Source organism: Streptomyces sp. C36 (genome assembly GCF_040932295.1).
GTDB classification, from domain to species: Bacteria; Actinomycetota; Actinomycetes; order Streptomycetales; family Streptomycetaceae; genus Streptomyces; species Streptomyces triculaminicus.
In genome coordinates this window covers 44739-67926 of sequence record NZ_JBFQGI010000001.1, presented here as the reverse complement: position 1 = coordinate 67926, position 23188 = coordinate 44739, and the positions used below count along the sequence as shown (strand labels likewise).

Below are 23188 nucleotides of genomic sequence, written 5' to 3'. Positions count from 1 at the left end.
CGCGAGCCCCGGGTGGCAGAGTTGCCCCATGAGCAATCTTGATCTTCACCCGGCGCCCACCGAGTGCGGTGGGCGTGGCGGGGTGGGCGCGGGGCCCGTGCGGGAGTTGTCGGCGGGCAAGGAAGTGCGGCTCGGGGAGAGCACGATGGTGCGGCGGTTGCTGCCCACGCTCGGGCGGCGCATGGTCGGGGCGTGGTGTTTCGTCGATCATTACGGGCCGGACGATGTGGCGCGGGCGCCCGGGATGCAGGTGCCGCCGCATCCTCACATGGGGCTGCAGACGGTCAGCTGGCTGCAGGACGGCGAGGTGCTGCACCGGGACAGCCTCGGCAGTGAGCAGACGTTGCGGCCGGGACAGCTGGGTCTGATGACGTCGGGGCGGGCCATCAGCCACTCCGAGGAGTCGCCGCGGGAGCACGCGGCCGTGCTGCACGGCGCGCAGCTGTGGGTGGCGCTGCCGGACGCGCACCGGCACACGGCGCCGGCGTGGGAGCATCACGCCGCGCTGCCGGAGGTGACCGGCGGGGGGCTGACCGCCACGGTCATCATGGGCGAGCTGGACGGGGCCGCCTCCCCCGCCACCGCGTTCACGCCCATCGTCGGCGCGGACGTCGTCCTGGCCGCGGGCGCGTCGGCGCGTCTGCCGCTGCGGCCGGACTTCGAGTACGCCGCGCTCACCATGTCCGGAGAGGCCGAGGTGGACGGGGTGCGGCTCGCGCCCGGCTCGATGCTGTATCTGGGGTGCGGGCGGTCGGAGCTGCCGCTGCGGGCGGACGTGGACAGTTCGTTCCTGCTGCTGGGCGGGGAGCCGTTCGAGGAGCGGATCGTCATGTGGTGGAACTTCGTCGCCCGGACGAACGACGAGATCGCACGGGCGCGCGAGGACTGGATGACGGGATCGCGTTTCGGCGACGTCCACGGCTACGACGGCGACCGGCTCGGCGCCCCCGCCCTGCCGCCGGTGCCGCTCAAACCCCGGGGGCGGGTGCGGTGACGGGGGCCAGGGGGGTTCTCTTCGACTTCTCCGGCACGCTCTTCCGCGTCGAACCCGCCGCCTCGTGGCTGCGCGCCGCCCTCGCCGGGGCCGGCGTCGCGGCCGCCGACGACGAGGTCGCACGTCTGGCGGCCCTGCTGGAGGAGGCCGGCGCGCAGCCCGGCGGCACCGGCCCGAGCCGCGTGCCGGCGCACCTCGCGGACGTGTGGGCCGAGCGCGACCTCGGCCCCGAGCGGCACCGGGCCGCGTACACGGGCCTCGCCCGCGAGGTCCCGCTGCCGGACGAGAGGCTCTACGAGGCGCTCTACGCCCGGCACATGGAACCCGCCGCCTGGCGGCCGTACGCCGACGCCGCCGAGGTCCTCGGCGAGCTGCGCCGGCGAAACATACCCACGGCCGTGGTGAGCAACATCGGCTGGGACCTGCGGCCGGTCTTCCGCGCGCACGGCCTGGGCGAGCTGGTGGACGCCTACGTCCTGTCGTACGAGCACGGGGCGCAGAAGCCGGACCCGCGGCTGTTCCGTGTGGCGTGCGAGGCGCTCGGGCTGCCGCCGGGCGACGTCCTCATGGTCGGCGACAACCGGCGCGCGGACGGGGGCGCCGGGAGCATCGGGTGCGCGGTGCGCCTCGTGGAGCATCTGCCGGTGGAAGAGCGGCCGGAGGGTCTGCGGCCGGTGCTCGGCCTCGCGGGCTGACGTCCGGCCGCCCGGCCGTGCCGCTACTCCGCCTCGTGCGCGGCGCCCGCCCATGCCCGGAGCGCCGCGCGGTCGGCGAAGCGGCCGACGTTGCGGTCCAGGCCCCCGGCCCAGCTGTACTGGTGGAAGGTCCACGGGTGCTGGACGGCCGGGTGGCCGGCGGCGTGTCCGGGGTCGGCGATCCACAGCCCGTCGCCGGCGTCGCTGGTGGTGTCCCGGTTGAACCAGTAGTCGCGGTTGCAGTACAGGACCACTTTGTGACCGCTCGCCTCCTGGCGTACGTAGTCCAGCCAGCGGTCCTTGTCGCGGCCCCAGACGTCGGCGTGTTCCCAGTCGAGGGCGAGGACGTCGCCCTCGCGTAAGGCTATTTTGTCGAGGAAGTAGTCGCCCTGCGCGGACATCGAGCCGGGGGTGACGTAGTGGTAGTAGCCGACGACCAGGCCCGCCCGCCGGGCCCGGTCGCGCTGCTTGACCCATTTCGGGTTGGTGTACGACGTTCCTTCCGTCACCTTGACGAAGACGAAGTCGTAGCCCTCGACGGGATAGTTCTCGCTGTTGTGGCTGCTGACATCGATGCCGTGGAGCATGCCGGTCACCTCCGGTACCGCGGACGAACGACGGGGCGTCCGCAGTATCGGTCCCAACCGGCGCGCCAGCGAGAGCTTTGGCCCTACGTTTTTCCCACAGTCGTACGAACGTACGGTCGTGCGACCCCGCAGTCCTACGGGCCCACCGGCACCCGCGGCCGCCGGCTGCCCGCCGCCGTGTGCAGGGCCAGGGCGGCCAGCGCCTCGGGGGCGCCGTGCTGGCCCCGGATGCCGGGGAAGGCGTTGATGTCGACGATCACGGGCGCGCCGCCGCCCGCGTCGAGCAGGTCGACGCCGTAGACGTCCAGGGCGAAGACCTCGCCCACGCGCCGGACCACCTCGAGCCACTCGTCCGGCAGGTCGCCGAGGCCGAGCGTGCGGGTGCGTTTGTCCGCGCCGCCCTCGGCCAGTTCGGAGCGGCGGAGCCCGGCGAAGATCTCGTCGCCGACCACCCACATCTTGTGGTCCCAGCCACTGTTGGGTGTGAAGGGCTGGATCACCACCGGCTCGTCCGGCCAGCGCGCGGCCAGTTCCCGCAGCCGCTCGGCGTCGTCGACGCGGGCGACGAGGTCGTGGCGGCGGCTGTGGCGGCTCTTGACCACCACGGGCCAGGCGGGCTCCGCCGCCGGCCCCGGCAGCCGCAGCGAGGGCTCGGTGCGCGTGGCGACGAACGGCAGGCCGGCGCGCAGGGCGACGTCCGCCATGGCGGTGCGGTCCTGGCAGAGCTCGGTGGCGGCGGCGGAGTTCAGCACGGGTGCGCCGTGCTCCTCGAGGTGGCGCGCGTAGGCCAGGGCACGCGGTGTGCGTGTCTTGAGCAGATAGACGTCGGCGAGCGTCGCCGGGTCGGGCAGGGCGGCGTCCGCGGTGCCCGGGTCCAGCCATTCCACGGTGTGCCGGGACGTCAGCAGGTCCGTGGTGCGGGCCAGGAGCGGGTGGTCGGGGGCGGGCGTCAGCAGGCAGATTCTCATGCGCCGCCGCCCAGGCCTCCGGCGGCCACGGGCGCGGCCGGCGGCGGGACCGCGGCCGTCCGGTCCGCGCCGGCCAGCCGCAGGATCGCGCGGGCCACCTTGGCCACCGCGTCGGGCACCTGCCGGAAGCTGGGGAAGTCGTTGACGTCGACGACCACCGGGCCGTCGGGGCCGAAGACGATGTCCACCCCGTACAGGTCGAGGCCGAAGACCGCGCCGACCTCGGCGGCGATGGCCGCCACCTCGCCGGTCAGCGGCACCTGGCGCTCGCGCGCGGGGTGGTCGGGGTGCAGGGGGCTGCGGCGCTCGGTGGCGTACAGCTCGCCGTCGACGCAGTACACCTTCAGGTCGACGCCCGTGTTGGGCACGTACGGCTGGGCTATCAGCATGCCGTCCGCCGCGGCCCCGGCGTCCGGCGCGGGCAGGCGCTCGGGGTCCGGTACGAGCCGCACCGCGCGCCCGGAGCTGCCGTCGGCGGGCTTGACCACCAGGGGGTAGACGCTCGCGGGCAGCTCGGCGAAGTCCTCGGCCCGCATCGCCGCGTACGTGGCGGGCACGGGAAGGCCGCGGGATTCGGCGATCACCGCGGCCAGCGCCTTGTCCCGCACGCCGCGTACGGCGCGGGCGTCGTTGACCGTGGTCAGGCCCACGGCAGCCGCGCCCTCCAGCAGCGTCATTCCCGGACCGCCCGACACCGTCTTGAGCACCCAGGCGTCGTGCCGCCCGGCGCGTACGGCCTCGGAGAGCCTCAGCAGTGAACCGCCCGGCCGCAGCACGTCCACCCGGTGGCCCCAGGCGGTCAGTTGGCGGATCACGTCCACCGGCATGCCGTCGTACCGGTACTGCTCCTCCACCAGGAAGCAGAGTCTCATGTGCTGCATCATCCTCGATATCCCGGACAACCGCCGATCCGCCCCGGCGGAACTTGACGGCTCAGGATGTCATGGGCGCCAGGGTGGAACGTACAGCACCGCCACGACCGGTCACGGGGGCGAGCGGAACGCCTCCAGCAGCCGCTCGGCGGCCAGGCTCGCCGTCAGGGTGCCCTCCCGCACGCTTTGTTCCAGGTCCGGGCCCAGGCGGCGCACCTCGGGGTGGGCGCGCAGCTCGGTCAGGAGCTGTTCGCGGACCATGGTCCAGGTCCAGTCCACCTGCTGCTCGCGGCGGCGGGAGGCGAGTTCGCCGGTGGCCTCCAGAACGCGCCGGTGCTGCTCGATCCGTTCCCAGAGCGTGTCCAGTCCGGTGCTCTCGCGGGCGCTGCAGGTCAGGACGGGCGGGTTCCAGGCCGCGTCCGGCGACTGCATCAGGCGCAGGGCGCCGGCGAGCTCGCGGGCGGCGGCTTTGGCGTCGCGTTCGTGCGGTCCGTCCGCTTTGTTCACGGCGACGAGGTCGGCCAGTTCCAGTACGCCCTTCTTGATGCCCTGGAGCTGGTCGCCGGTGCGGGCGAGGGTGAGCAGCAGGAAGGTGTCGACCATGTTGGCGACGGCGGTCTCGGACTGGCCGACGCCGACGGTCTCCACCAGCACCACGTCGTAGCCGGCGGCCTCCATCACCACGATGGTCTCGCGGGTGGCCTTGGCGACCCCGCCGAGCGTGCCCGCGGTGGGCGAGGGGCGGACGAAGGCGGCCGGGTCGACGGCGAGGCGTTCCATGCGGGTCTTGTCGCCGAGGATGCTGCCGCCGGTGCGGCTGGAGGACGGGTCGACGGCGAGGACGGCGACGCGGTGCCCGAGTCCGGTGAGCATCGTGCCGAGGGCGTCGATGAAGGTGGACTTGCCGACGCCGGGCACGCCGGTGATGCCGATCCGCCGGGCCGCGCCCGCGTGCGGGAGCAGTGCGGTCAGCATGCGCTGGGCGAGGGCGCGGTGGTCGGGGCGGGTGGACTCGACGAGGGTGATGGCGCGGGCGATGGCCGCCCGCTTCCCGTCGAGCACATCCTTCACATAAGCGTCGATGTCGATCGCGCGGGCCATCAGGGATGCGGCCTCACAGCTCGTGGCCGAGGACCCCGGACAGGGTCTTCAGCAGGTCGTGGGCGGCGTCCGGGATGACCGTGCCGGGCGGGAAGACCGCGGCGGCGCCCATCTCGAGCAGCGTGGGGACGTCCTGCGGCGGGATGACCCCGCCGACGACGATCATGATGTCCTCGCGGCCCTGCTCCTCGAGCTGTTCGCGCAGCGCGGGGACGAGCGTGAGGTGACCGGCCGCCAGCGAGGAGACGCCGACGATGTGCACGTCCGCCTCGACCGCCTGCCGGGCGACCTCGGCCGGGGTCTGGAACAGCGGGCCGACGTCCACGTCGAAGCCGAGGTCGGCGAAGGCCGTGGCGATCACCTTCTGGCCGCGGTCATGGCCGTCCTGGCCCATCTTGGCGACCAGGATGCGCGGCCGGCGGCCGTCCTCCCGCTCGAACGCCTCGACCAGCGCGCGGGTGCGCTCCACGCCGGACGACATGCCGGCCTCCTCCCGGTACACACCGGAGATCGTACGGATCTGGCCGGCGTGCCGCCCGTACACCTTCTCCAGGGCGTCGGAGATCTCGCCCACGGTGGCCTTGGCGCGGGCCGCGTCCACCGCCAGCGCCAGCAGGTTGCCCTCGAGCCCGGGGCCGGGGTTCGCCGCGGCGGCTCGGGTGAGCGCCTCCAGCGACGCACGGCAGGCGCTCTCGTCGCGTTCGGCGCGCAGCCGGCGCAGCTTGTCGATCTGCTGGGCGCGCACCGAGGAGTTGTCGACCTTGAGGACCTCGATCTGCTCGTCGCTGTCGACCCGGTACTTGTTGACGCCGATCACCGGCTGGCGGCCGGAGTCGATGCGGGCCTGGGTGCGGGCCGCGGCCTCCTCCACACGCAGCTTGGGGATGCCGGCGTCGATGGCCTGGGCCATGCCGCCGGCCGCCTCGACCTCCTCGATGTGCTGCCAGGCGCGGCGGGCGAGGTCGTGGGTGAGCTTCTCGACGTAGGCGCTGCCGCCCCAGGGGTCGATGACCCGGCAGGTCCCGGACTCCTGCTGGAGCAGCAGCTGGGTGTTGCGGGCGATACGGGCGGAGAAGTCGGTGGGCAGCGCCAGGGCCTCGTCGAGGGCGTTGGTGTGCAGCGACTGGGTGTGGCCCTGGGTGGCGGCCATGGCCTCGACGCACGTACGGGCGACGTTGTTGAAGACGTCCTGCGCGGTCAGGGACCAGCCGGAGGTCTGCGAATGGGTGCGCAGGGACAGCGACTTGGTGTTCTTGGGGTCGAAGCGCTTGACCAGGCGGGCCCACAGCAGCCGGGCCGCCCGCAGCTTGGCGATCTCCATGAAGAAGTTCATGCCGATGGCCCAGAAGAAGGACAGGCGGGGCGCGAAGGCGTCCACGTCGAGGCCCGCGCCGAGGCCGGCGCGCAGGTACTCCACGCCGTCGGCGAGGGTGTAGGCCAGCTCCAGGTCGGCGGTGGCCCCGGCCTCCTGGATGTGGTAGCCGGAGATGGAGATGGAGTTGTAGCGCGGCATCTTCTGCGAGGTGTACGCGAAGATGTCGGAGATGATCCGCATCGAGGGCCGGGGCGGATAGATGTAGGTGTTGCGGACCATGAACTCCTTGAGGATGTCGTTCTGGATGGTCCCGGCCAGCTTCTCGGGCGGTACGCCCTGCTCCTCGGCGGCGACGATGTACAGCGCCAGCACGGGCAGCACCGCGCCGTTCATCGTCATGGAGACGCTCATGCGGTCGAGCGGGATGCCGTCGAAGAGCTGCCGCATGTCGTAGATCGAGTCGATGGCGACGCCGGCCATGCCGACGTCACCGGTGACGCGCGGGTGGTCGCTGTCGTAGCCGCGGTGGGTGGGCAGGTCGAAGGCGACGGACAGCCCCTTCTGACCGGCCGCCAGATTGCGGCGGTAGAAGGCGTTGGACTCCTCGGCCGTGGAGAATCCGGCGTACTGGCGGATGGTCCAGGGCTGGTTGACGTACATGGTGGGGTACGGGCCGCGCAGGTAGGGCGCGATGCCCGGGTAGGTGCCCAGGAAGTCCAGGCCGTCGAGGTCCTCGGAGGTGTAGAGCGGCTTGACGCCGATGCCCTCCGGGGTCTGCCAGAGCAGGTCCTCGACGCTCCTGCCGGTGCTCTCCTTCAGCGCCGCCCGCCAGGCGCCGGGGTCGGCGGTGGCGGCGGCCGGGCCCAGGTCGATGCCGGAGAAGTCGGGGATCGGCATCACGCCACTCCCATCTGGTCGAGGACGGAGGAGAGGACGGCGACGGCGTCGCCGCCGGCGAAGACGAACTCGTCGACTCCGGCCCGCAGACAGTCTTCCCGCAGCTCGCCCTTGGGCTTTCCGGCGAGGAGGACGGTGGTGGCGCCGGCGGCCTTGAGCGCCGAGGCCACGGCCTCGGCCTGGTCGGCGTAGAGCGCGTCGCCGGAACACAGGCAGGCGATCGTGGCGCCTTCGGCCGTGAGGGCGCCGGCGGCGTCCTCGGCGGTGACCTGACGGGTCACGGGCTCGATGCCGCCCGCCTGGAAGAGGTTGGCGGCGAAGGTGACCCGGCCGGTGTGGGCGGCGGCGGGGCCGAGGGCCGCGAGGAGGACGCGGGGCCGGGTGCCGGTGGCGGCGAGGTGGGCGTCCGAGCGGGCGCGCAGGGCCTCGTACGCCTCGTCGCGGCGGACCCTCGGCAGTCCGCCGGAGGGTGCGGCGGGGGCGGGCTCGCGGTGGACGGGCTGCTCTCCGAGGTGGGGGAACTCGCTGACGCCGGTGATGGGTTCGCGCCGCTCGGCGATCCTGTCGCCGCGCGCCCGCCAGCTGTCGGCCAGGTCCTGGGCCAGGCGTCCCGAGCGCAGGGCCGCCGCGTGGCCGCCCAGGCGCTCGATCCCCTGGAAGACCTCCCAGCCCGCGTGGGCGAGTTCGTCCGTCAGCCGCTCCACGTACCAGGAGCCGCCGGCCGGGTCGATCACCCGGGCCAGGTGCGACTCCTCGAGAAGGATCGTGGAGGTGTTGCGGGCGATGCGCCGGGCGAAGGCGTCGGGGAGGCCGAGAGCTTGATCGAAGGGCAGCACGGTCACGGAGTCCGCGCCGCCGACCCCGGCGCCGAGGCAGGCGATGGTGGTGCGCAGCATGTTCACCCAGGGGTCGCGCCGGGTCATCATCACCGAGGAGGTGACGGCGTGTTGGCGCTGGGCGCGGGCCGCGGGCGCGGCACCGCTGACCTCGGCGACCCGGGCCCACAGCCGGCGCGCGGCGCGCAGTGTGGCGATGGTCAGGAACTGGTCGGCGGTGGCGGAGTAGCGGAACTCCAGCTGGGAGCAGGCCTCGTCGACGGTGAGCCCGGCGGCGGTGAGGGTACGCAGGTAGGCGACGCCGGTGGCCAGCGAGGCGCCCAGTTCCTGGGCGGGCGTGCCGCCGGCCTCGTGGTAGGGCAGCGCGTCGACGGTCAGGGCGCGCAGGCGCGGGTGGTCGCGGACGCACAGGGCGGCGAGGCCGGCGGCGGCGTCCAGGGCCGCGGCGGGGTCGGCGTCGGTGCCGGTGCGGGCCAGGGTGCCCAGCGGGTCGGCGCCGAGGTTGCCGGCGGCCGCGCCGGGCGGCAGGTCGCGCTCGGCGTAAAGGCTCAGCAGCCGTCGCGCGGCGGGCTCGAACTCCGCGCCGGCGTCGAGGACGACCGGGGCCAGGTCGAGGTAGACGCCGTCCAGGACGGCGGGGAGGTCCTCGACGGGCAGTCCGGCGCCGCCGACGGTGAGCCACAGGGAGGTGACGCCGTTCTCGAGGTCGGCGAGGACCGCTTCGTTGGCCTTCCGGGGGTCGGCGCCGCCGTGGTGCTGGCGTACGTCCCAGCCGGTGAGCGCGGTGCCCTCCGGTCGTCCGCCGCGGACGAACGGGGGGAAGCCGGGCAGGCCGGGCAGGGTGCCGGCGTCGTCGGCGGTGTACAGCGGGCGGGTGGCGAGCCCGTCCTCGAGCGCCGTGGTCAGCGCGTCCTCGGCCGCCGGTCCCTCGGCCGCGGTGCCCGCTCTGCTCAGCACGCCCTCGACGAGGCGCTGCCATTGCTCGCGGGTCGCGTCCGGGAACTCGGCGGCCAGGTGGAAGCCGTCGTCGGGCAGGACCGTCATGGGGGGAAGGCTAGGGGAGCGGGCGCGCCCCGCAGCAGGGGCAACCGCTGTGACCTTGGCCTCTTCCGATCAGCCGGTCAGCCGGCTTCGTCGGCGGCGTGCCGCCCGTCGGTCACGACGAATTCGCACCAGACCGACTTGCCGGTGCCGCGCGATTCCACGCCCCAGACGTCGGTCAGCTCCTCGACCAGCAGCAGCCCCCGGCCCGAGACCCCGGCCTCGCCCGGCTCGCGGCGGCGCGGGAGGACGCTGGACTTGTCCTCGACCTCTACCCGCACCCGCCGTTCGGGGCCGGGCATCATACGGATCGTCACCACGGCCGCCCCGTCGGTGTGCAGCAGGGCGTTGGTGACCAACTCGTCGGCGACCAGCTCGATCTCGTCGGAGCGTTCCCGGGCTCCCCAGGCCCGTACCGCCGCGCGGATCATGTGCCGGCCGGCCGAGAGGGCCTCGGGGTCGGCGGGGGCGATGTGCTGCTGCAGCCGTCCTCCGCCGCGTACCGCGGGGCCGTGGCGGCGCAGCAGCAGGACGGCCATGTCGTCCTCGCCGTTCCGCTCACCCATCGCGTCGCACAGCAGGTCGGCCATCTTGTGGAGGTCGTAGGGGCCCTCGCGGACGGCGGCGGTGAGCGTGCGGATGCCCTCGTCGAGGTCGGAGCCGGGCTCCTCGACCAGACCGTCGGTGAACATCATCAGGGTCTCCCCCGGGTCCAGTTCCACGGTGGTCACGGGGTAGTCGAGGCGGCCGAACTCGGCGGACAGGCCCAGTGGCAGGCCGCCGGAGACGGGCAGGCGCCTCACGGTGCCGTCGGTGTGGCGCAGCAGCGGGTCTATGTGGCCGGCGCGCACCAGCTGGACGACGCCGGTGGCGAGGTCGGCTTCGGCGTAGGTGCAGGTCGCGAAGCGGTCGGTCTCGAGTTCGTAGAGGAAGGAGGAGGCGCGGGCCATGACGGTGGCGGGCGCGTGGCCCTCGGTGGCGTAGGCCCGCAGGACGATGCGCAGCTGGCCCATGACGGCCGCGGCGTGGGTGTCGTGGCCCTGGACGTCGCCGATGACGGCCCCGACCCGGCCGCCGGGCAGGGGGATGGCGTCGTACCAGTCGCCGCCGATGTCCCGGCCCATGCGGGCGGAGCGGTAGCGGACGGCGATCTGGGCGCCGGGGATGTCGGGGATGCGGCGCGGGAGCATGGCCTGTTGCAGGCCCTCGGCGAGGTCGTGTTCCTGGTCGAAGAGCATGGCGCGGGCGATGCTCTGGGCGAGGCTGCTGCTCAGCGCGATGAAGAGGTTGCGCTCGTGCTGGGTGAAGCCGCGCGCCTCGCGGTAGAGGAGGCCGAGGGCGCCGATGGGGCGGGCCTGGGCGATCAGCGGGAGGTAGGCGGCGGAGGCGATGCCGATGCCCTTGATGCGGTCCCACAGCCAGGGGTAGCAGGTGGAGAACTCCTCGCGGGACTCGATGAAGCGCGGGGCGAGGGTGCGGATGACGTCGCTCATGGGGAAGTTGTCGTCCACCCGGGTGTAGCGGGTGCCCGGGATGAAGTGCTCGGAGGGGCCCTCGGCGACGAGGTGGATCCGGCCGGACTCGACGAGGCCGAGGACGAGCAGGTCGGAGCCGAGGTGCTCGACGGCCTGGGCGTCCTTGAAGAAGTCGATGACGTCCTGGACGGTCCTGGCGTGGGCGAGGGCGGCGGTGATGGTCTCCACCACGGTGGTCTGGTGGCGGCGCTCGAGCTCCTGCTCGCGCGGTCCGGCCTGGCCGAGCTCCTCGCCGGCGTCCCGGACGATGCCCATGATGCGGCAGGGGCGTCCCTGCTCGTCGCGCCGGATGAGGCCCTGGGTGTACGTCCAGCGCAGGCTGCCGGTCTCGCCGCGTACGCGGTAGTAGGCGCCGTAGCTCTCGCGGCCCTCCTTCAGGGCGCGGGCGACCTGGGCGTCGAGCCTGGTGGCGTCGGAGCGGGGCAGCCGGCCGGAGAGGTCGGAGATGTTGCCGTGGAAGGCCTCCGCGGGCATCTCCAGGACCTCGAGGGCCACGGCGTCGAGGTGCAACCGTCCGCTGACGAGGTCCCAGTCGAAGCTTCCCGTGCGGTGGAGGGCGTGGATCAGCTCCGGGCGGGCGGGCCAGTCGTCCGGCGGCGCTGCGGCGGCGGCCGTCGCTCCCCGATCAACCATAGAGCCACTCTGCCACCTTTTGTCGGTTTCTTCGATGTGGCTGCGCGCTCCCGCGGCAGCGGTGGTACGGATACCGGCATGGAGTGGTTCACCGCCTCCGGCTACTGGCTGAGCCGGCTCGTCCTGCAGCGCGCGCTCGCCGTCGTCTACCTGGTGGCCTTCCTCTCGGCCGCCCTGCAGTTCCGCGCGCTCATCGGCGCGCGGGGCATGCTGCCGGTCCCCCGTTTCGTAGCGTACGTCCCCCTGCGCAGGTCGCCCAGCGTCTTCCACCTCCACTACTCCGACCGTTTCTTCGCCGCCTGGGCCTGGGGCGGCGCGCTGCTGTCGGCCGCGGTGGTGTTGGGGGCGGCGGACGCGGTACCGCTGTGGGCGTCGATGCTGATGTGGCTGGCGCTGTGGGCGCTGTATCTGTCCATCGTGAACGTCGGCCAGACCTGGTACGGCTTCGGCTGGGAGTCGTTGCTGCTGGAGGCCGGGTTCCTGGCGGTCTTCCTGGGCAACGCGCGGACGGACCCACCCGTGCTGGTGCTGTGGCTCATGCGGTGGCTGCTCTTCCGCGTGGAGTTCGGCGCCGGGCTGATCAAGCTGCGCGGGGATCCCTGCTGGCGGAACCTGACCTGCCTGTACTTCCACCACGAGACCCAGCCCATGCCGGGGCCGCTGAGCTGGTTCTTCCACCGGCTGCCCCGGCCGCTGCACCGCGTGGAGACGGCGGCCAACCACGTCGCCCAGCTGGTGGTGCCGCTCGGGCTCTTCGCGCCGCAGCCGGTGGCGAGCGTCGCGGCCGGCGTGATCATCTGTACCCAGCTCTGGCTGGTCGCCTCCGGCAACTTCTCCTGGCTGAACTGGCTGACCATCGTCCTGGCCCTCGCCGCCGTCGACGGGCAGGCGCTGGCGGACGTCTTCTCCGTGGCGCACCACGCGCCGCTGGGCCCGGCGCCCCTCTGGTACGAGGCCGTGGTCCTCGCCGTGACGGTGCTGGTCCTGGTGCTCAGCTGGTGGCCCGCGCGCAATCTGCTCTCCCCGCACCAGCGGATGAACGTCTCCTTCAATGCGTTTCACCTGGTCAACACCTATGGCGCCTTCGGCAGCGTCAACCGCAGCCGGCACGAGGTGATCGTCGAGGGCACCGACGAGGAGACCCTCACCGAGGAGACGGTCTGGAAGGAGTACGGCTTCAAGGGCAAGCCGGGCGACCCGCGCCGGCTGTCCCGCCAGTACGCCCCGTACCACCTGCGGCTGGACTGGCTGATGTGGTTCGCCGGGATCTCGCCGGCCTACGCGCGGGAGTGGTTCGGCCCCTTCGTCGAGCGGCTGCTGACGGGCGACCCCGCGACCCTGCGCCTGCTGCGGCACAACCCCTTCCCCGCCGCCCCGCCCACCCACGTCCGCGCCCGGCTCTACCTCTACCGCTTCACCACCTGGCGGGAACTGCGGGAGACCGGCGCCTGGTGGCACCGCACCTTCGAGCGCGAGTACCTGCCGCCGACCCGGCTGGCGCGGCGCTGACCGGTGCGGCCGGTGCCCGGCCGCACCGGCCGCGACCCGAGGGGCTCGCGCCCGCCACCGACGGTCGGCCCGGTCAGCGGGCGGCGAGGCCCACGCTGGCCAGCTCGGCGGCGGTGACCGGCGGCTCGTGCGGCGGCCGGCGGCCCGGTCCGCGCGCCACGCGCAGCGCCACGGCGGGCGTGAACAGCCGCGACACCGGCGCCGACAACGTCATCACATCGATCAGCACCCGGGTCACGGCGTGGTCCACCGTTCCCGTGCGCATCATGCGCTGCAGATAGCCCCGCAGCAGCCGCGCGGCGGCCGGCGGCCGCTCGCCCACGGCACCCGGGTAGTGGATGTCCTCGCCGGCCGCCATGGCCCAGGCCGGGTCCGCCGTACGGGTGATGGCGCGCTGGGCGCGGCGGGCCACCCGGGGGTCGGCGAGCACCTCCCCGGCCAGGACCCCGCGCAGCGCGACGGCGGCGAGGGCGGCCACCGACATGCCGTGCCCGTAGACGGGGTTGTAGGCGGCGACGGCGTCCCCGGTGACGACGAAGCCCGCGGGCCAGGGGTCCAGGCGCTCGAAGCAGCGGCGCCGGTTGACGGTGGAGCGGTTGAGGTGGACGTCGGTCAGCGGCTCGGCGCGGGCGATGAGGTCGGCCGCGAGGGGGTGGCGCAGGCGGCGCGCGAACGGCTCGAACGCGGCGGCGTCCCGGGAGGGTTCGCCGCCGCGCGTGCCGGAGACGGTCACCAGCCACCGCCCGCCCTCGACGGGGTGCAGGGTCATCCCCTGGCCCGGCAGGTCCCGGCCCGGCGCGGGGGAGACGCTCACCACGGGGAAGTCCTCCGCGCCCGGCGGCGCCCGGAAGAGCCGGCTGGCATAGACCAGGCCGGAGTCGACGGTCTCCTCCCGGACGGCGGGCAGGCCGAGGCCGGTCAGCCAGTGCGGGGCCCGCGAGCCCCGGCCGGTGGCGTCGACGACGAAGTCGGACGGCAGCGTCCACGGCTCGCCGCGCCCCGCGCCGGCCACGCGCACGCCGGTGACCCGACGGGCGTCGCCGGTCAGGCCGAGGACCTCGACGCCCTCCCGCACGGTGACCCGCGGCAGGGCCGTGACCCGCTGCCGGACCACCAGGTCGAGCAGGTCGCGGCTGCAGGAGATGAGGAACTGCCGCCCGGCCGCGCGCGGGATCCAGCCCTGCGCCGACAGCGTCACCACAGCGGTGGGCAGCGCCATCCGCCGCGCCCCCGCGGCCACCCAGGCGTCGGTGATCCCGGGCAGCAGCGACTCCACGGCCCGCGCCCCGCCGGAGAGCATCAGATGGGCGTGCCGGGCCTGGGGCAGGCCCTTGCGCGGCAGGGCCGTCGCCGGGAGCCGGTCGCGCTCGAGCACCACCACCTCGTCGGCGTGGCCGGCCAGTACGGAGGCGGCCAGCATGCCGGCCAGGCCCCCGCCGAGGACCACCGCCCGGCGGGGTACGGCGGCCGGCGGACCGGGCCGCGGGTCGCTCGTCTCGGTTCTCTCCTCGACGGTCACCGTCGTCTCCTCGAGGGTCGCTGAACGGGAAGGGCGCTCCGGTGGGATCTGCCCACGCCAGGCCCGGGCCGAACGCGTGCGAACGTGCGAGGGGTAGCGCACGGTGGTGGTGTGGAGGCAGAGGCCATGGAGCCGGTGGAGGCGCTCGAGCGCATCGCGTTCCTGCTCGAGCGCGCCCAGGCGCCCACCTATCGGGTGAAGGCGTTCCGTACGGCCGCCGCCGTGGTCGGGGAGCTGCCGGACGAGGAGGTGCGCCGCCGCGTCGCCGACGGATCCCTGACGGAGCTGAAGGGGATCGGCCCCAAGACCGCGGCGGCGGTGGCCGAGGCCGTACGCGGGGAGGTGCCCGGCTATCTGGCCCGCCTGGAGGAGGAGGCCGGACCGCTCGCCGAGGGCGGGCTGGAGCTGCGGGCGGCGCTGCGCGGCGACTGCCATCTGCACTCGGACTGGTCGGACGGCGGCAGCCCGATCGGGGAGATGGCCCGCGCCGCCCGGGCGCTGGGCCACGAGTGGGCCGTGCTCACCGACCACTCCCCCCGGCTGACGATCGCCCGCGGCCTGTCGCCGGAGCGGCTGCGCGAGCAGCTCGCGGTGGTCGCCGAGGTCGACGACCTGCTCGGGGACGGCTTCCGGCTGCTGACGGGCATCGAGTGCGACATCCTGGCCGACGGCTCACTGGACCAGGAACCGGAACTGCTCGAGCGGCTGGACGTAGTGGTCGCCTCGGTGCACTCCAAGCTGCGGATGGACGCCGAGTCCATGACGCGCCGCATGGTGGCCGCCGTCGCCAACCCCCTCGTCGACGTGCTCGGGCACTGCACGGGGCGGATCCTGGGGCACCGGCCGGAGTCGGAGTTCGACGCGGCGATGGTCTTCGCCGCGTGCGCCCGCTTCGGCACCGCCGTGGAGATCAACTGCCGGCCCGAGCGGCTCGACCCCCCGCGCAGGCTGCTGCGCCAGGCGCTGGACGCGGGCGTGCTGTTCTCCATCGACAGCGACGCCCACGCCCCCGGCCAGCTCGACTGGCAGATCCACGGCTGCGCGCGGGCCGAGGAGTGCGGCGTGCCCGCCGACCGCGTCGTCACCACCTGGACGGCGGACGAGCTGCTGGACTGGGCCGGGGCGACGTGACGTCGGAGCGCGACCTCCCTTGGATCGGGCCCATGCTGGCCACGCCGGCCCCGCTGCCCGCCGAGGACGACGAGGCGTCCTGGGGATTCGAGGTCAAGTGGGACGGCGTGCGCTGCGTGGCCGGCGCACCGGGCGACGGCTCCCTGCGGCTGGTCACCCGGGCGGGCAACGACGTCACCCGGACCTACCCCGAGCTGCAGGGGCTCGGCGAGCGGCTGGCGGGCCGGCCGGTGGTGCTCGACGGGGAGATCGTGGTGGTGGACGAGAAGGGGCGGCCCGACTTCGGGCTGCTGCAGCGGAGGATGGGGGTCACCAACCCGCGCCGCGCGGCGCATCTGGCGATGGAGTGTCCCGTTCATCTGATGCTCTTCGACGTCATGTACCTCGACGGCGCGCTGCTGACCGATCTTCCCTATCGGGAGCGCCGCGCCCTGCTGTACGGGCTGGGTCTCGGGGGGCCCAACTGGTCGGTGCCCGCGCACCTCGAGGGGCACGGCCGGCAGGCGTGGGACGCCACGCTGGCGAGCGGCTTCGAGGGGGTGCTGGCCAAGCGGCTGACGTCGCGCTACCTGCCGGGCGTCCGGTCACCCGACTGGCGCAAGACCAAACACGTGATCACCCTCGACGTGGTCATCGGCGGCTGGGCGGAGGGCCGGGGACACCTCTCCGGGCTCCCCGGCGCCCTGCTGACCGGTCTGCCCGAGCCCTCCGGCCTGCGCTACACGGGTTCCGTCGGGTCCGGGCTCTCCGAGTACGAACGCGGGGAGCTGGCCCGCTACCTGGGGGTGATCCCGCGCGCCGGATCCCCCTTCACCGGCCCGGTCGACGTGCCGGGCGCGCACTGGGTCGAGCCGCGTCTGGTCGCGGAGGTCGTCTTCTCCGGCTGGACGGCCTCCGGGCGGCTGCGGCACCCCACCTGGCACCGGCTGCGCCCGGACCTGACCCGGCTGGGGTGAGGCGCCGCAGGGCTTGTGCCGGCCCATCGGACACCCCCTAGGGCAGCGGCGCCCGGGTGTCGTTCCCGGCGAGGGCGGCCAGCGGGTCGCCGTGGGCGTCGAGGCGGTCGAGGACCTCCTCGGGGGTGAAGGCGAGATCGCCGGGGTCGGCGCAGGCCGCGACCTCGTCCCAGGTGACGGGGGCGGCCACGCCCGGGCGGTCGGGCAGCAGGCGCACGGTGTAGGGGGCGGCGGTGGTCTTCGCGCTCGCGTTCTGCGACCAGTCGATGAGCACCTTGCCCCGGCGTTCGGCCTTGGTCATGGAGACGACCACCAGGCCGGGGTGTTCGTTCATCATCACGGTGGCCAGGCGCTTGGCGTAGTGCCCGGTCGCCCGGCCGGAGGCGGCCTCGACGGGCGCGTACAGGTGCAGCCCCTTGGCGCCGGAGACCACCGCATGGGCCGTGAGCCCGTCGTCGGCGAGCAGCTGGCGCAGCCGCTGTGCGACGCGGCAGCAGACGACGAGATCGGCGCCCGGGCCGGGGTCGAGGTCGAGGACCAGGCGGTCGTGGCCGTCGGGGCCGGCCTCCGCGGTCCACTGCGGGACGTGCACCTCGTACGCGCCGAGGTTCACCATGGCGATCAGGGCCGCCATGGAGTCGATCATCACCTGTTCGGCCACCCCGTCCTTGTGCCGGACGGGCACCCGGGGCACCCATCGGGGTGATCCGTTGGGCGGGGTCTTGGCGACCCAGCTCTCCCCGCCGGTGCCCTCGGGGGCGCGGACGAAGGAGGCGGCCCGGCCCCGGGCGTGCGGCAGCATCGCGGGGGCGACGGCGGCGTAGTAGCGCAGGATCTGGGCCTTGGTGTGCCCGGAGGCCGCGAAGAGGACCCGGTCCAGGTGGGAGAGGGACAGTCTGCGGCCCTCGACCTCCACCACCTGCCGTTCCGGGGACTGCCGCTCCGAAGAAGTGGACATATGGTGATAGTTGCCACGGAGGGATGCGAGCTATGCGGACGATGTGGAAGGGCGCGATCGGGTTCGGGCTGGTCTCCGTCCCCGTACGGCTGTACGCCGCCACCGAGGAGCACGGCACCAGGCTGCACCAGGTCCACGACGCGGACGGCGGCCGGATCCACCTCAAGCGCGTCTGCGACGCGTGCGGCAAGGAGATCGACTACGAGCACGTCGCCAGGGGCTTCGAGGACGACGAGGGCAACACGGCCGTCCTCACCAAGGACGACCTGGCCGGCCTGCCCCTGCCGAGCAAGAAGCTCATCGACGTGCTGGCCTTCGTCGACGGCGACCGCATCGACCCCCTGCGGCTCTCCGGCGCCTACTACCTCGCGCCGGACAACGCCGCCGCCGACAAGCCGTACGTCCTGCTGCGCGAGACCCTCCGGCAGACCGAACGGGTGGCCGTCACCAAGATCGCACTGCGTACCCGGGAGTCCCTGGCGCTGCTGCGCGTCCACGGCGACCTGCTGACCCTGCACACGATGTACTGGCCCGACGAGATCCGCGAGCCCGCCGGCCTGGCCCCGCCCGCCTCGGTCACCGTGCGCCCGCAGGAGCTCAAGATGGCCACGAGCCTGATGGACACCCTCTCCGAGGACTTCGACCTGGAGTCGCTGGAGGACGAGTACGAGGTCGCCCTCGGCGAGCTCATCAACGCCCACCTCGAACACCGTCCCGTGCCCCAGAAGGCCACCGCGGCCGCGCCCGACAATGTCATCGACCTGATGGCCGCCCTGCAGGCGTCCATCGACACGGCGGGGAAGAAGGGCGCCGAGACCGGGAAGGCCTCGGCGAGGACGGCTCCGGCCGCCCCGAAGAAGACCGCGGAGACGAAGAAGCGCACGACCGCGAAGAAGACCGCCGCCTCCTCGACGGCGAAGAAGACCACCGCCGCCAAGACCACGAAGGCGGCCGGGACGGCGAAGAGCGCGACAAAGAAAACGGGCCGCCGCGCGGGCTGAACAAGCCCCGCGCACGGCCCCCCGGACAGCCGGATCCCTACCGGACCGGCTGCCCCTCCTCCCCGGCGAGCGACGCGGACTCCTCCCGGGCCGTCGCCGCGAGACCCTCCGCCCCGCACTCCTCCGCGAGGACCAGCCCCTCGCGCAGCTGCGCCTCCGCCTCCCCGGACCGCCCGGCCCGGCGCAGCGCGACGCCATGGTCCACCAGTGCGGCCGCGTACTCGGAACGGCACGGTGACCTGCGCAGATGCTCGAGCGCCTGCCCCAGCCGGGGCAGCACCTCGTCCTCCTCGACCACCCGGGCGGAGCGCCGCAGCGCCTCGCCCATGGCGGTGTCCGTGCCGAAGCGGGCCGCGTTGCGCACCGCCTGCTCGGCCAGCGCCCGGGCCCGCTCGGGCTCCTCGGGCGCGACGGCAGCGGCGAGGTCCAGGGCCCAGGGCGCCCAGAGGGTGTTGTTGCGGCCGCGCTCCTCGAGCCGGCGCCCGGCGGCCTCCAGCTCCGCGACGGCCTCCTTGCGCCTGCCGAGCGCGAGCAGCAGACGGCCGACCACGCTGGGGGCGTCGGGCATGACCATCGCCGGAGGGTAGGGCGGCCCGAAGGAGTACGTCTCGGCGACGACCCGGGCGTCGTCCACCCGGCCGCGGGCGAGCAGCGTGTCGATGAGCAGGCAGGTCCCGTCCCACTGGATGGGCAGCCCCGGCCCCAGCCGGTCGGCCAGGCGCAGGCCCTCGCGCAGGAAGCCCTCGGCGAGGTCGAGCCTGCCGCGCCGCAGGTGGACCATGCCGAGGAACTCATGGGCGAACGCCAGGTGGGCACCGCGCCATCCGGAGATCTCGAACGACCGCACGGCCTCGTTGAAGAGCTCCTCGGCCTGGTCGAGCCGGTCGGTGTAGGCGTAGGTGATGCCGACGACGCTGGGGATCTCGAAGCCCCACTCGCTGTTGGTCCAGGACATCTCGGCGGGGAGCCGGCCGTCCTGCAGCACCCGGTCGTTGAGCTCGGTCACCCGCACGGCGTCCTCGCCGCGGATCATCGCGTCGAAGGCGCGCAGGGCGAGCATGGCCCGCTCGGCGTTGTCCCGGCCCTGCAGGGGGTCGGCGAGGTGGGCGAGCCGCCGCGAACGCTCGTGCGCGCCCTCCTCCTCCAGCTGGATGCCCTTCCACAGGTAGTGCGCGGCCTGCAGGCGCATGCGCCCCGGCCCGTCCGGGGTGTTCTCCTCCTGCTCCGCGACCACCCGGGCCGCCTCTTCCAGCTGGCTGTTGTGGGCGTAGGCCTGCGAGAGCCGGTAGGTGGCGTCGACGCGCAGCTCCTTGGGGAGGCCGGGCAGCTCCAGGGCCGAGCGCAGGTGGTTGATGGTGGTGGGCGGGGACGTCAGCAGCGCGGAGCAGCCGAGTTCGTAGAGGACGGCGGCCCGCTCGTCGGGCGGTGGCGGCTCGGCCAGCGCGCGCTCCAGGCACCGGTTGGCCGCCTCGGGCGCGCCGACGGCGAGGTGTTCGCGGGCGGCCTCGCGCAGGGACTCCACGAGCTCCGCGTCGCCGTCGGGGTGGACCTCCAGCAGGTGCCGGGAGGCGGCGGCGGCGCCGAGCCCCGCGTTGGTGAGCGCCCAGGCCGCGAGGCCGTGCATCGCGGTGCGGGTGGCGGGCGGGACGGCCTGGTAGACGGCGGTGGCGATCAGCGGATGGACGAATTCCAGCGTCTCGACGCCGGTCAGGATGCGCGCCTCGCGCAGCCGGTCCGCGCAGTCGTCGGCCTCCGCCGGGCTCATCCCGGCGAGCATGGCGGCCCGGCGCGGCGAGACCTCGCTGGCGAGCACGGAGGCCGCCCAGGCGAAGCGGGTGGCGGACGTGCCCAGCCGCTCCAGCCGGGTCACCAGGCCGCTGCCCCGGGCGGCGGCGCCGAGCTCGCGCAGCAGGACCGCGGACTCCTCGGCCGGCTTCAGGCCCCGGTCGCACGCCTTGGCGATCAGCTCCGTGGTCTCGTAGGGGTTGCCGCCGGTGACGGCCCACACCTCGCGGCAGAAGGGGTCGTCGGCCTCCTCGCCGAGGGCGGCGCGGACCAGCTCGGCCACCGCGCGCGGCGTGAGGGAGTGCAGCACGACCGGACGGTGGCCGCGGGCGCCGACCAGCTCCTGGAAGGCGGGGGTGTGGGCGGGAAGTTCGTCGGGCCGGTAGGCGACGACCATCAGCAGTGGCAGGTCGCCCAGCCGCACCGCGAACGAGGCGAGCCAGGCGAGGGACTCCGCGTCGCCCCAGTGCGCGTCGTCGATGACCAGGATCAACGGCGCGCGGGTCAGGGCCATTTGTGTGACCAGCCAGTCGATGCCGTCGCGCACGCCCTGCGGGTCGGCGGGCGGGCCGACGGGCGGCGCGATGCCGAGGGCCGGCCCCGCGATGTCGAACCAGCCGCCGAGCAGCTCCTCGCGCTGCGCCGACGTCATGGCGGCGAGGGCGGGCTGCAGGAGCTGCCGGACGATGTGGAAGGGGACGGTCTCCGCCGTCGCGCTGCAGCGGGCGTGGAGGACGGTGCAGCCCTCGTACCCGGCGGCCATCCGCCGCAGCTCGCCCAGCAGCGCCGTCTTTCCCGCTCCCGCTTCCCCGCTGTACAGCAGCAGGCCGCCCTGCGCCGGGCGGCCCTCGGCGACGCGGGTGCACAGGCCCTCGACGGCCTGCCGCGTAGTGGCGATCTCCTGCTCGCGCTCGAACAGGGCGTTGTGCGGGCGTCGTTCACGCTGTTGCCCCGTCATAAGAGTGTCTCCCGTATGAGTGTGGTGCAGCGAGCCTAGACCCGTCGGCCGGGCTTGGGGACAGGGTTCCGCCAGCCGAACCACCCGGGAGCGTGACCCCGACACCGAATCGAACATCCATCCCTTAATTCAAAGCTTTATTCGACTGCCGTGGTGCGGGGTCATTGTGAACCCTTTCGAATTCGCTTGTCAGCCCATTCTGCGAATATGACAACTTCACGTCGTCACACCGCACGACAGGCTACGCTCCATGTCGCACAGCGGGTTGCGGCAACCGCCGCACGCTGCTGTCCACTGCTGCGCCGCGCAGCCGGAGAAGCCGCCGCGCATTTCGCGGCAGGGCGGCGCTCCCCCTTTTTTCCCATGCCGCACGCACATCATTTCCCAAGAGCTCCCGAGGACGTCGATGGCTGGTACTGGATCGTCACAGCAAGGCAGGCGGCCCGCCTCCTCCCTCATATGGCTGGTACCACCTGTCGTGCTCGCGGTCTGCACGGCCGCCGCGACCCTCCTCGCGCCCGACGGGGCGCACGTTTTCGCCGCGTGGTGCGGCATCGCGGCGACCCTCACGGCGACCGTCACCTCCTCCGAGGTCGCGCGCCGCGGACGGGCGATCGCCGCGCTGCGCCGCCGGTGCGCCGAGCAGGAGGCCGACCTGCGCCACCAGCTCGTCCAACAGGAGGCCGAGACCCAGCGGTTGGCCCGCGAGCTGCTCCCCGCCGCCGTCCGCATGCTGCAGCAGGGCGCCTCCACCGACGAGGTCCTGCGCGAGGTGGCACCGCGCACGCCGCTCGACCCGTCGTTCCTGACCGCCCACCGCGCCGTGCTCCGTTCGGTGCTGGAGGCGGTCCAGGCCGAGGAGGGGCTGCGCGAGTCCGCGCACCGCGCGTTCGTCAACATCGCCCGCCGGGTCCAGGCGATCGTGCACCAACAGGCCACCGACCTGCGCGAGATGGAGGACCGGCACGGCAACAACCCCGAGGTCTTCGGCGACCTGCTGCACCTGGACCACGAGACCGCGCTGATCGGCCGCCTGGCCGACAGCATCGCGGTGCTCGGCGGCTCCCGGCCGGGCCGTCAGTGGAAGAACCCGGTGCCCCTCTACAACGTCCTGCGCGGCGCGATGTCCCGGATCATGGACTACCGCCGGGTCGACCTCCACTCGGTGGCGGACGTCGCCGTGGTGGGCCCCGGGGTGGAACCGCTGATCCACGCGCTGGCCGAGCTGCTCGACAACGCCACCCGGTACTCCCCGCCGCAGACCCGCGTCCACCTCACCGCCGTGGAGGTCCAGTCGGGCGTCGCGGTCGAGATCGAGGACGCCGGCGTGGGCCTGACCGACGAGGCCCGGCGGCGCGCCGAAGCCGTGCTGGAGGTCGCCGACCGCGGGCTCGACCTCAACGACCTCGGCGAAACCCCCCGGCTCGGCCTGGCCGTCGTCAGCCGGCTCGCCAAGACCTACGCCTTCCGGGTCTCCCTGCGCCCCTCGGCCTACGGCGGGGTGCGGGCGGTCCTGATCGTGCCGGAGGGCCTCACCACCCCGAGCGCGACGCCCGGCGGCGAGATCGCCCGGGCGGCCACCCTGCCGCCCCCCAAGATCAGGAAGAAGCCCGGCCGGCCGCTTCCGGACCTCCCCTTCGACGCACAGGCCGTCCCCTCGCACAGCTCGGGCGGGCTGCCGCAGCGTCGCAGGCGGGCCCCGGGGATGGCCGCGCGCGGCGTCCGGGCCGCCGCGGCGGCCCCGGCGTCCGGGCCCCGCCACCAGCCTCCGGCCGATCCTCCCCCTCAGCCGGGCATGTGGCTGGCCGCCTTCACGAGCGCCGTCAACGGCGAGGCTCTGCCGGCGGTTTCCGGGGGACCGACCAGTGATGAATCGTCAGACGAGAAAGAGTAGCCA

At 73.8% G+C, this 23188-nt stretch carries 17 protein-coding genes; 7 read left to right on the top strand and 10 right to left on the bottom strand.

Features of this window, described 5'->3' with window-relative positions; all coding sequences use genetic code 11:
• The first annotated feature begins 28 nt into the window (after nucleotides 1–28).
• Nucleotides 29–994: a pirin family protein gene (locus AB4K12_RS00305; protein ID WP_368432180.1), complete on the top strand. Its 966-nt coding sequence runs from the start codon at nucleotides 29–31 to the stop codon at nucleotides 992–994.
• Complete coding sequence (locus tag AB4K12_RS00300) at nucleotides 991–1689, top strand: HAD family hydrolase (RefSeq protein ID WP_368432179.1); 699 nt, start codon at nucleotides 991–993, stop codon at nucleotides 1687–1689. Before AB4K12_RS00305 ends, AB4K12_RS00300 begins: the two co-directional genes overlap by 4 nt.
• A gap of 23 nt (nucleotides 1690–1712) precedes the next feature.
• On the opposite strand, the gene AB4K12_RS00295 is transcribed toward AB4K12_RS00300, so the two are convergent.
• The 7 genes from AB4K12_RS00295 to AB4K12_RS00265 form a co-directional block, all read right to left on the bottom strand.
• Nucleotides 1713–2276: a glycoside hydrolase family 25 protein gene (locus AB4K12_RS00295; protein ID WP_368432178.1), complete on the bottom strand. Its 564-nt coding sequence runs from the start codon at nucleotides 2274–2276 to the stop codon at nucleotides 1713–1715.
• Nucleotides 2277–2410: 134 nt separating this feature from the next.
• Nucleotides 2411–3244, bottom strand: a complete 834-nt coding sequence (locus tag AB4K12_RS00290; RefSeq protein ID WP_368432177.1) for a RimK family alpha-L-glutamate ligase — start codon at nucleotides 3242–3244, stop codon at nucleotides 2411–2413.
• A complete protein-coding gene (locus tag AB4K12_RS00285; RefSeq protein WP_368432176.1) occupies nucleotides 3241–4116 on the bottom strand; it encodes a RimK family alpha-L-glutamate ligase in 876 nt (291 codons plus the stop codon). Before AB4K12_RS00285 ends, AB4K12_RS00290 begins: the two co-directional genes overlap by 4 nt.
• Before the next feature lie 111 nt (nucleotides 4117–4227).
• Complete coding sequence (gene meaB, locus AB4K12_RS00280) at nucleotides 4228–5217, bottom strand: methylmalonyl Co-A mutase-associated GTPase MeaB (protein WP_368432175.1); 990 nt, start codon at nucleotides 5215–5217, stop codon at nucleotides 4228–4230.
• 13 nt (nucleotides 5218–5230) lie between these two features.
• Nucleotides 5231–7429, bottom strand: a complete 2199-nt coding sequence (gene scpA / locus AB4K12_RS00275; RefSeq protein ID WP_368432174.1) for a methylmalonyl-CoA mutase — start codon at nucleotides 7427–7429, stop codon at nucleotides 5231–5233.
• Nucleotides 7429–9309, bottom strand: a complete 1881-nt coding sequence (gene mutA / locus AB4K12_RS00270) for a methylmalonyl-CoA mutase small subunit (protein ID WP_368432173.1) — start codon at nucleotides 9307–9309, stop codon at nucleotides 7429–7431. Before mutA ends, scpA begins: the two co-directional genes overlap by 1 nt.
• A gap of 77 nt (nucleotides 9310–9386) precedes the next feature.
• Nucleotides 9387–11474, bottom strand: coding sequence for a SpoIIE family protein phosphatase (locus tag AB4K12_RS00265; RefSeq protein WP_368432172.1), 2088 nt, complete (start codon nucleotides 11472–11474; stop codon nucleotides 9387–9389).
• A 78-nt stretch (nucleotides 11475–11552) separates the two neighbouring features.
• On the opposite strand from AB4K12_RS00265, the gene AB4K12_RS00260 reads away from it, so the two are divergent.
• A complete protein-coding gene (locus AB4K12_RS00260) occupies nucleotides 11553–12983 on the top strand; it encodes a lipase maturation factor family protein (protein ID WP_368432171.1) in 1431 nt (476 codons plus the stop codon).
• Between the two features lie 73 nt (nucleotides 12984–13056).
• On the opposite strand, the gene AB4K12_RS00255 is transcribed toward AB4K12_RS00260, so the two are convergent.
• The gene (locus AB4K12_RS00255) at nucleotides 13057–14502 is read right to left on the bottom strand and encodes an FAD-dependent monooxygenase (protein ID WP_368432170.1); all 1446 of its coding nucleotides are present in this window, start codon (nucleotides 14500–14502) and stop codon (nucleotides 13057–13059) included.
• Nucleotides 14503–14628: 126 nt separating this feature from the next.
• Here AB4K12_RS00255 and AB4K12_RS00250 point away from each other — a divergent pair, with 126 nt between their 5' ends.
• Together AB4K12_RS00250 and ligD (AB4K12_RS00245) are read left to right on the top strand one after the other, a co-directional pair.
• Nucleotides 14629–15633, top strand: a complete 1005-nt coding sequence (locus AB4K12_RS00250) for a PHP domain-containing protein (protein WP_368433110.1) — start codon at nucleotides 14629–14631, stop codon at nucleotides 15631–15633.
• 32 nt (nucleotides 15634–15665) lie between these two features.
• Complete coding sequence (gene ligD, locus AB4K12_RS00245; RefSeq protein WP_368432169.1) at nucleotides 15666–16589, top strand: non-homologous end-joining DNA ligase; 924 nt, start codon at nucleotides 15666–15668, stop codon at nucleotides 16587–16589.
• 37 nt (nucleotides 16590–16626) lie between these two features.
• On the opposite strand, the gene ligD (AB4K12_RS00240) is transcribed toward ligD (AB4K12_RS00245), so the two are convergent.
• Nucleotides 16627–17547, bottom strand: a complete 921-nt coding sequence (ligD, locus tag AB4K12_RS00240; protein WP_368432168.1) for a non-homologous end-joining DNA ligase — start codon at nucleotides 17545–17547, stop codon at nucleotides 16627–16629.
• Between the two features lie 32 nt (nucleotides 17548–17579).
• Between ligD (AB4K12_RS00240) and AB4K12_RS00235 the strand changes: the two genes are divergently transcribed.
• The gene (locus AB4K12_RS00235) at nucleotides 17580–18548 is read left to right on the top strand and encodes a Ku protein (RefSeq protein ID WP_368432167.1); all 969 of its coding nucleotides are present in this window, start codon (nucleotides 17580–17582) and stop codon (nucleotides 18546–18548) included.
• A gap of 37 nt (nucleotides 18549–18585) precedes the next feature.
• Here AB4K12_RS00235 and AB4K12_RS00230 read toward each other — a convergent pair whose 3' ends face one another.
• Complete coding sequence (locus AB4K12_RS00230; protein WP_368432166.1) at nucleotides 18586–21291, bottom strand: AAA family ATPase; 2706 nt, start codon at nucleotides 21289–21291, stop codon at nucleotides 18586–18588.
• A gap of 406 nt (nucleotides 21292–21697) precedes the next feature.
• Here AB4K12_RS00230 and AB4K12_RS00225 point away from each other — a divergent pair, with 406 nt between their 5' ends.
• A complete protein-coding gene (locus AB4K12_RS00225) occupies nucleotides 21698–23185 on the top strand; it encodes a sensor histidine kinase (RefSeq protein WP_368432165.1) in 1488 nt (495 codons plus the stop codon).
• Nucleotides 23186–23188: the final 3 nt, after the last annotated feature.

Bases quoted from the DNA above. Each gene is read 5' to 3' on its own strand.
- AB4K12_RS00265 (WP_368432172.1), bottom strand. From the start codon at position 11,474: ATGGTTGATCGGGGAGCGACGGCCGCCGCCGCAGCGCCGCCGGACGAC.
- scpA (WP_368432174.1), bottom strand. From the start codon at position 7,429: ATGCCGATCCCCGACTTCTCCGGCATCGACCTGGGCCCGGCCGCCGCC.
- AB4K12_RS00290 (WP_368432177.1), bottom strand. From the start codon at position 3,244: ATGAGAATCTGCCTGCTGACGCCCGCCCCCGACCACCCGCTCCTGGCC.
- AB4K12_RS00260 (WP_368432171.1), top strand. From the start codon at position 11,553: ATGGAGTGGTTCACCGCCTCCGGCTACTGGCTGAGCCGGCTCGTCCTG.
- AB4K12_RS00250 (WP_368433110.1), top strand. From the start codon at position 14,629: ATGGAGCCGGTGGAGGCGCTCGAGCGCATCGCGTTCCTGCTCGAGCGC.
- AB4K12_RS00295 (WP_368432178.1), bottom strand. From the start codon at position 2,276: ATGCTCCACGGCATCGATGTCAGCAGCCACAACAGCGAGAACTATCCC.
- AB4K12_RS00225 (WP_368432165.1), top strand. From the start codon at position 21,698: ATGGCTGGTACTGGATCGTCACAGCAAGGCAGGCGGCCCGCCTCCTCC.
- AB4K12_RS00285 (WP_368432176.1), bottom strand. From the start codon at position 4,116: ATGAGACTCTGCTTCCTGGTGGAGGAGCAGTACCGGTACGACGGCATG.
- AB4K12_RS00235 (WP_368432167.1), top strand. From the start codon at position 17,580: ATGCGGACGATGTGGAAGGGCGCGATCGGGTTCGGGCTGGTCTCCGTC.
- ligD (WP_368432169.1), top strand. From the start codon at position 15,666: ATGCTGGCCACGCCGGCCCCGCTGCCCGCCGAGGACGACGAGGCGTCC.
- AB4K12_RS00230 (WP_368432166.1), bottom strand. From the start codon at position 21,291: ATGACGGGGCAACAGCGTGAACGACGCCCGCACAACGCCCTGTTCGAG.
- mutA (WP_368432173.1), bottom strand. From the start codon at position 9,309: ATGACGGTCCTGCCCGACGACGGCTTCCACCTGGCCGCCGAGTTCCCG.
- meaB (WP_368432175.1), bottom strand. From the start codon at position 5,217: ATGGCCCGCGCGATCGACATCGACGCTTATGTGAAGGATGTGCTCGAC.
- ligD (WP_368432168.1), bottom strand. From the start codon at position 17,547: ATGTCCACTTCTTCGGAGCGGCAGTCCCCGGAACGGCAGGTGGTGGAG.
- AB4K12_RS00305 (WP_368432180.1), top strand. From the start codon at position 29: ATGAGCAATCTTGATCTTCACCCGGCGCCCACCGAGTGCGGTGGGCGT.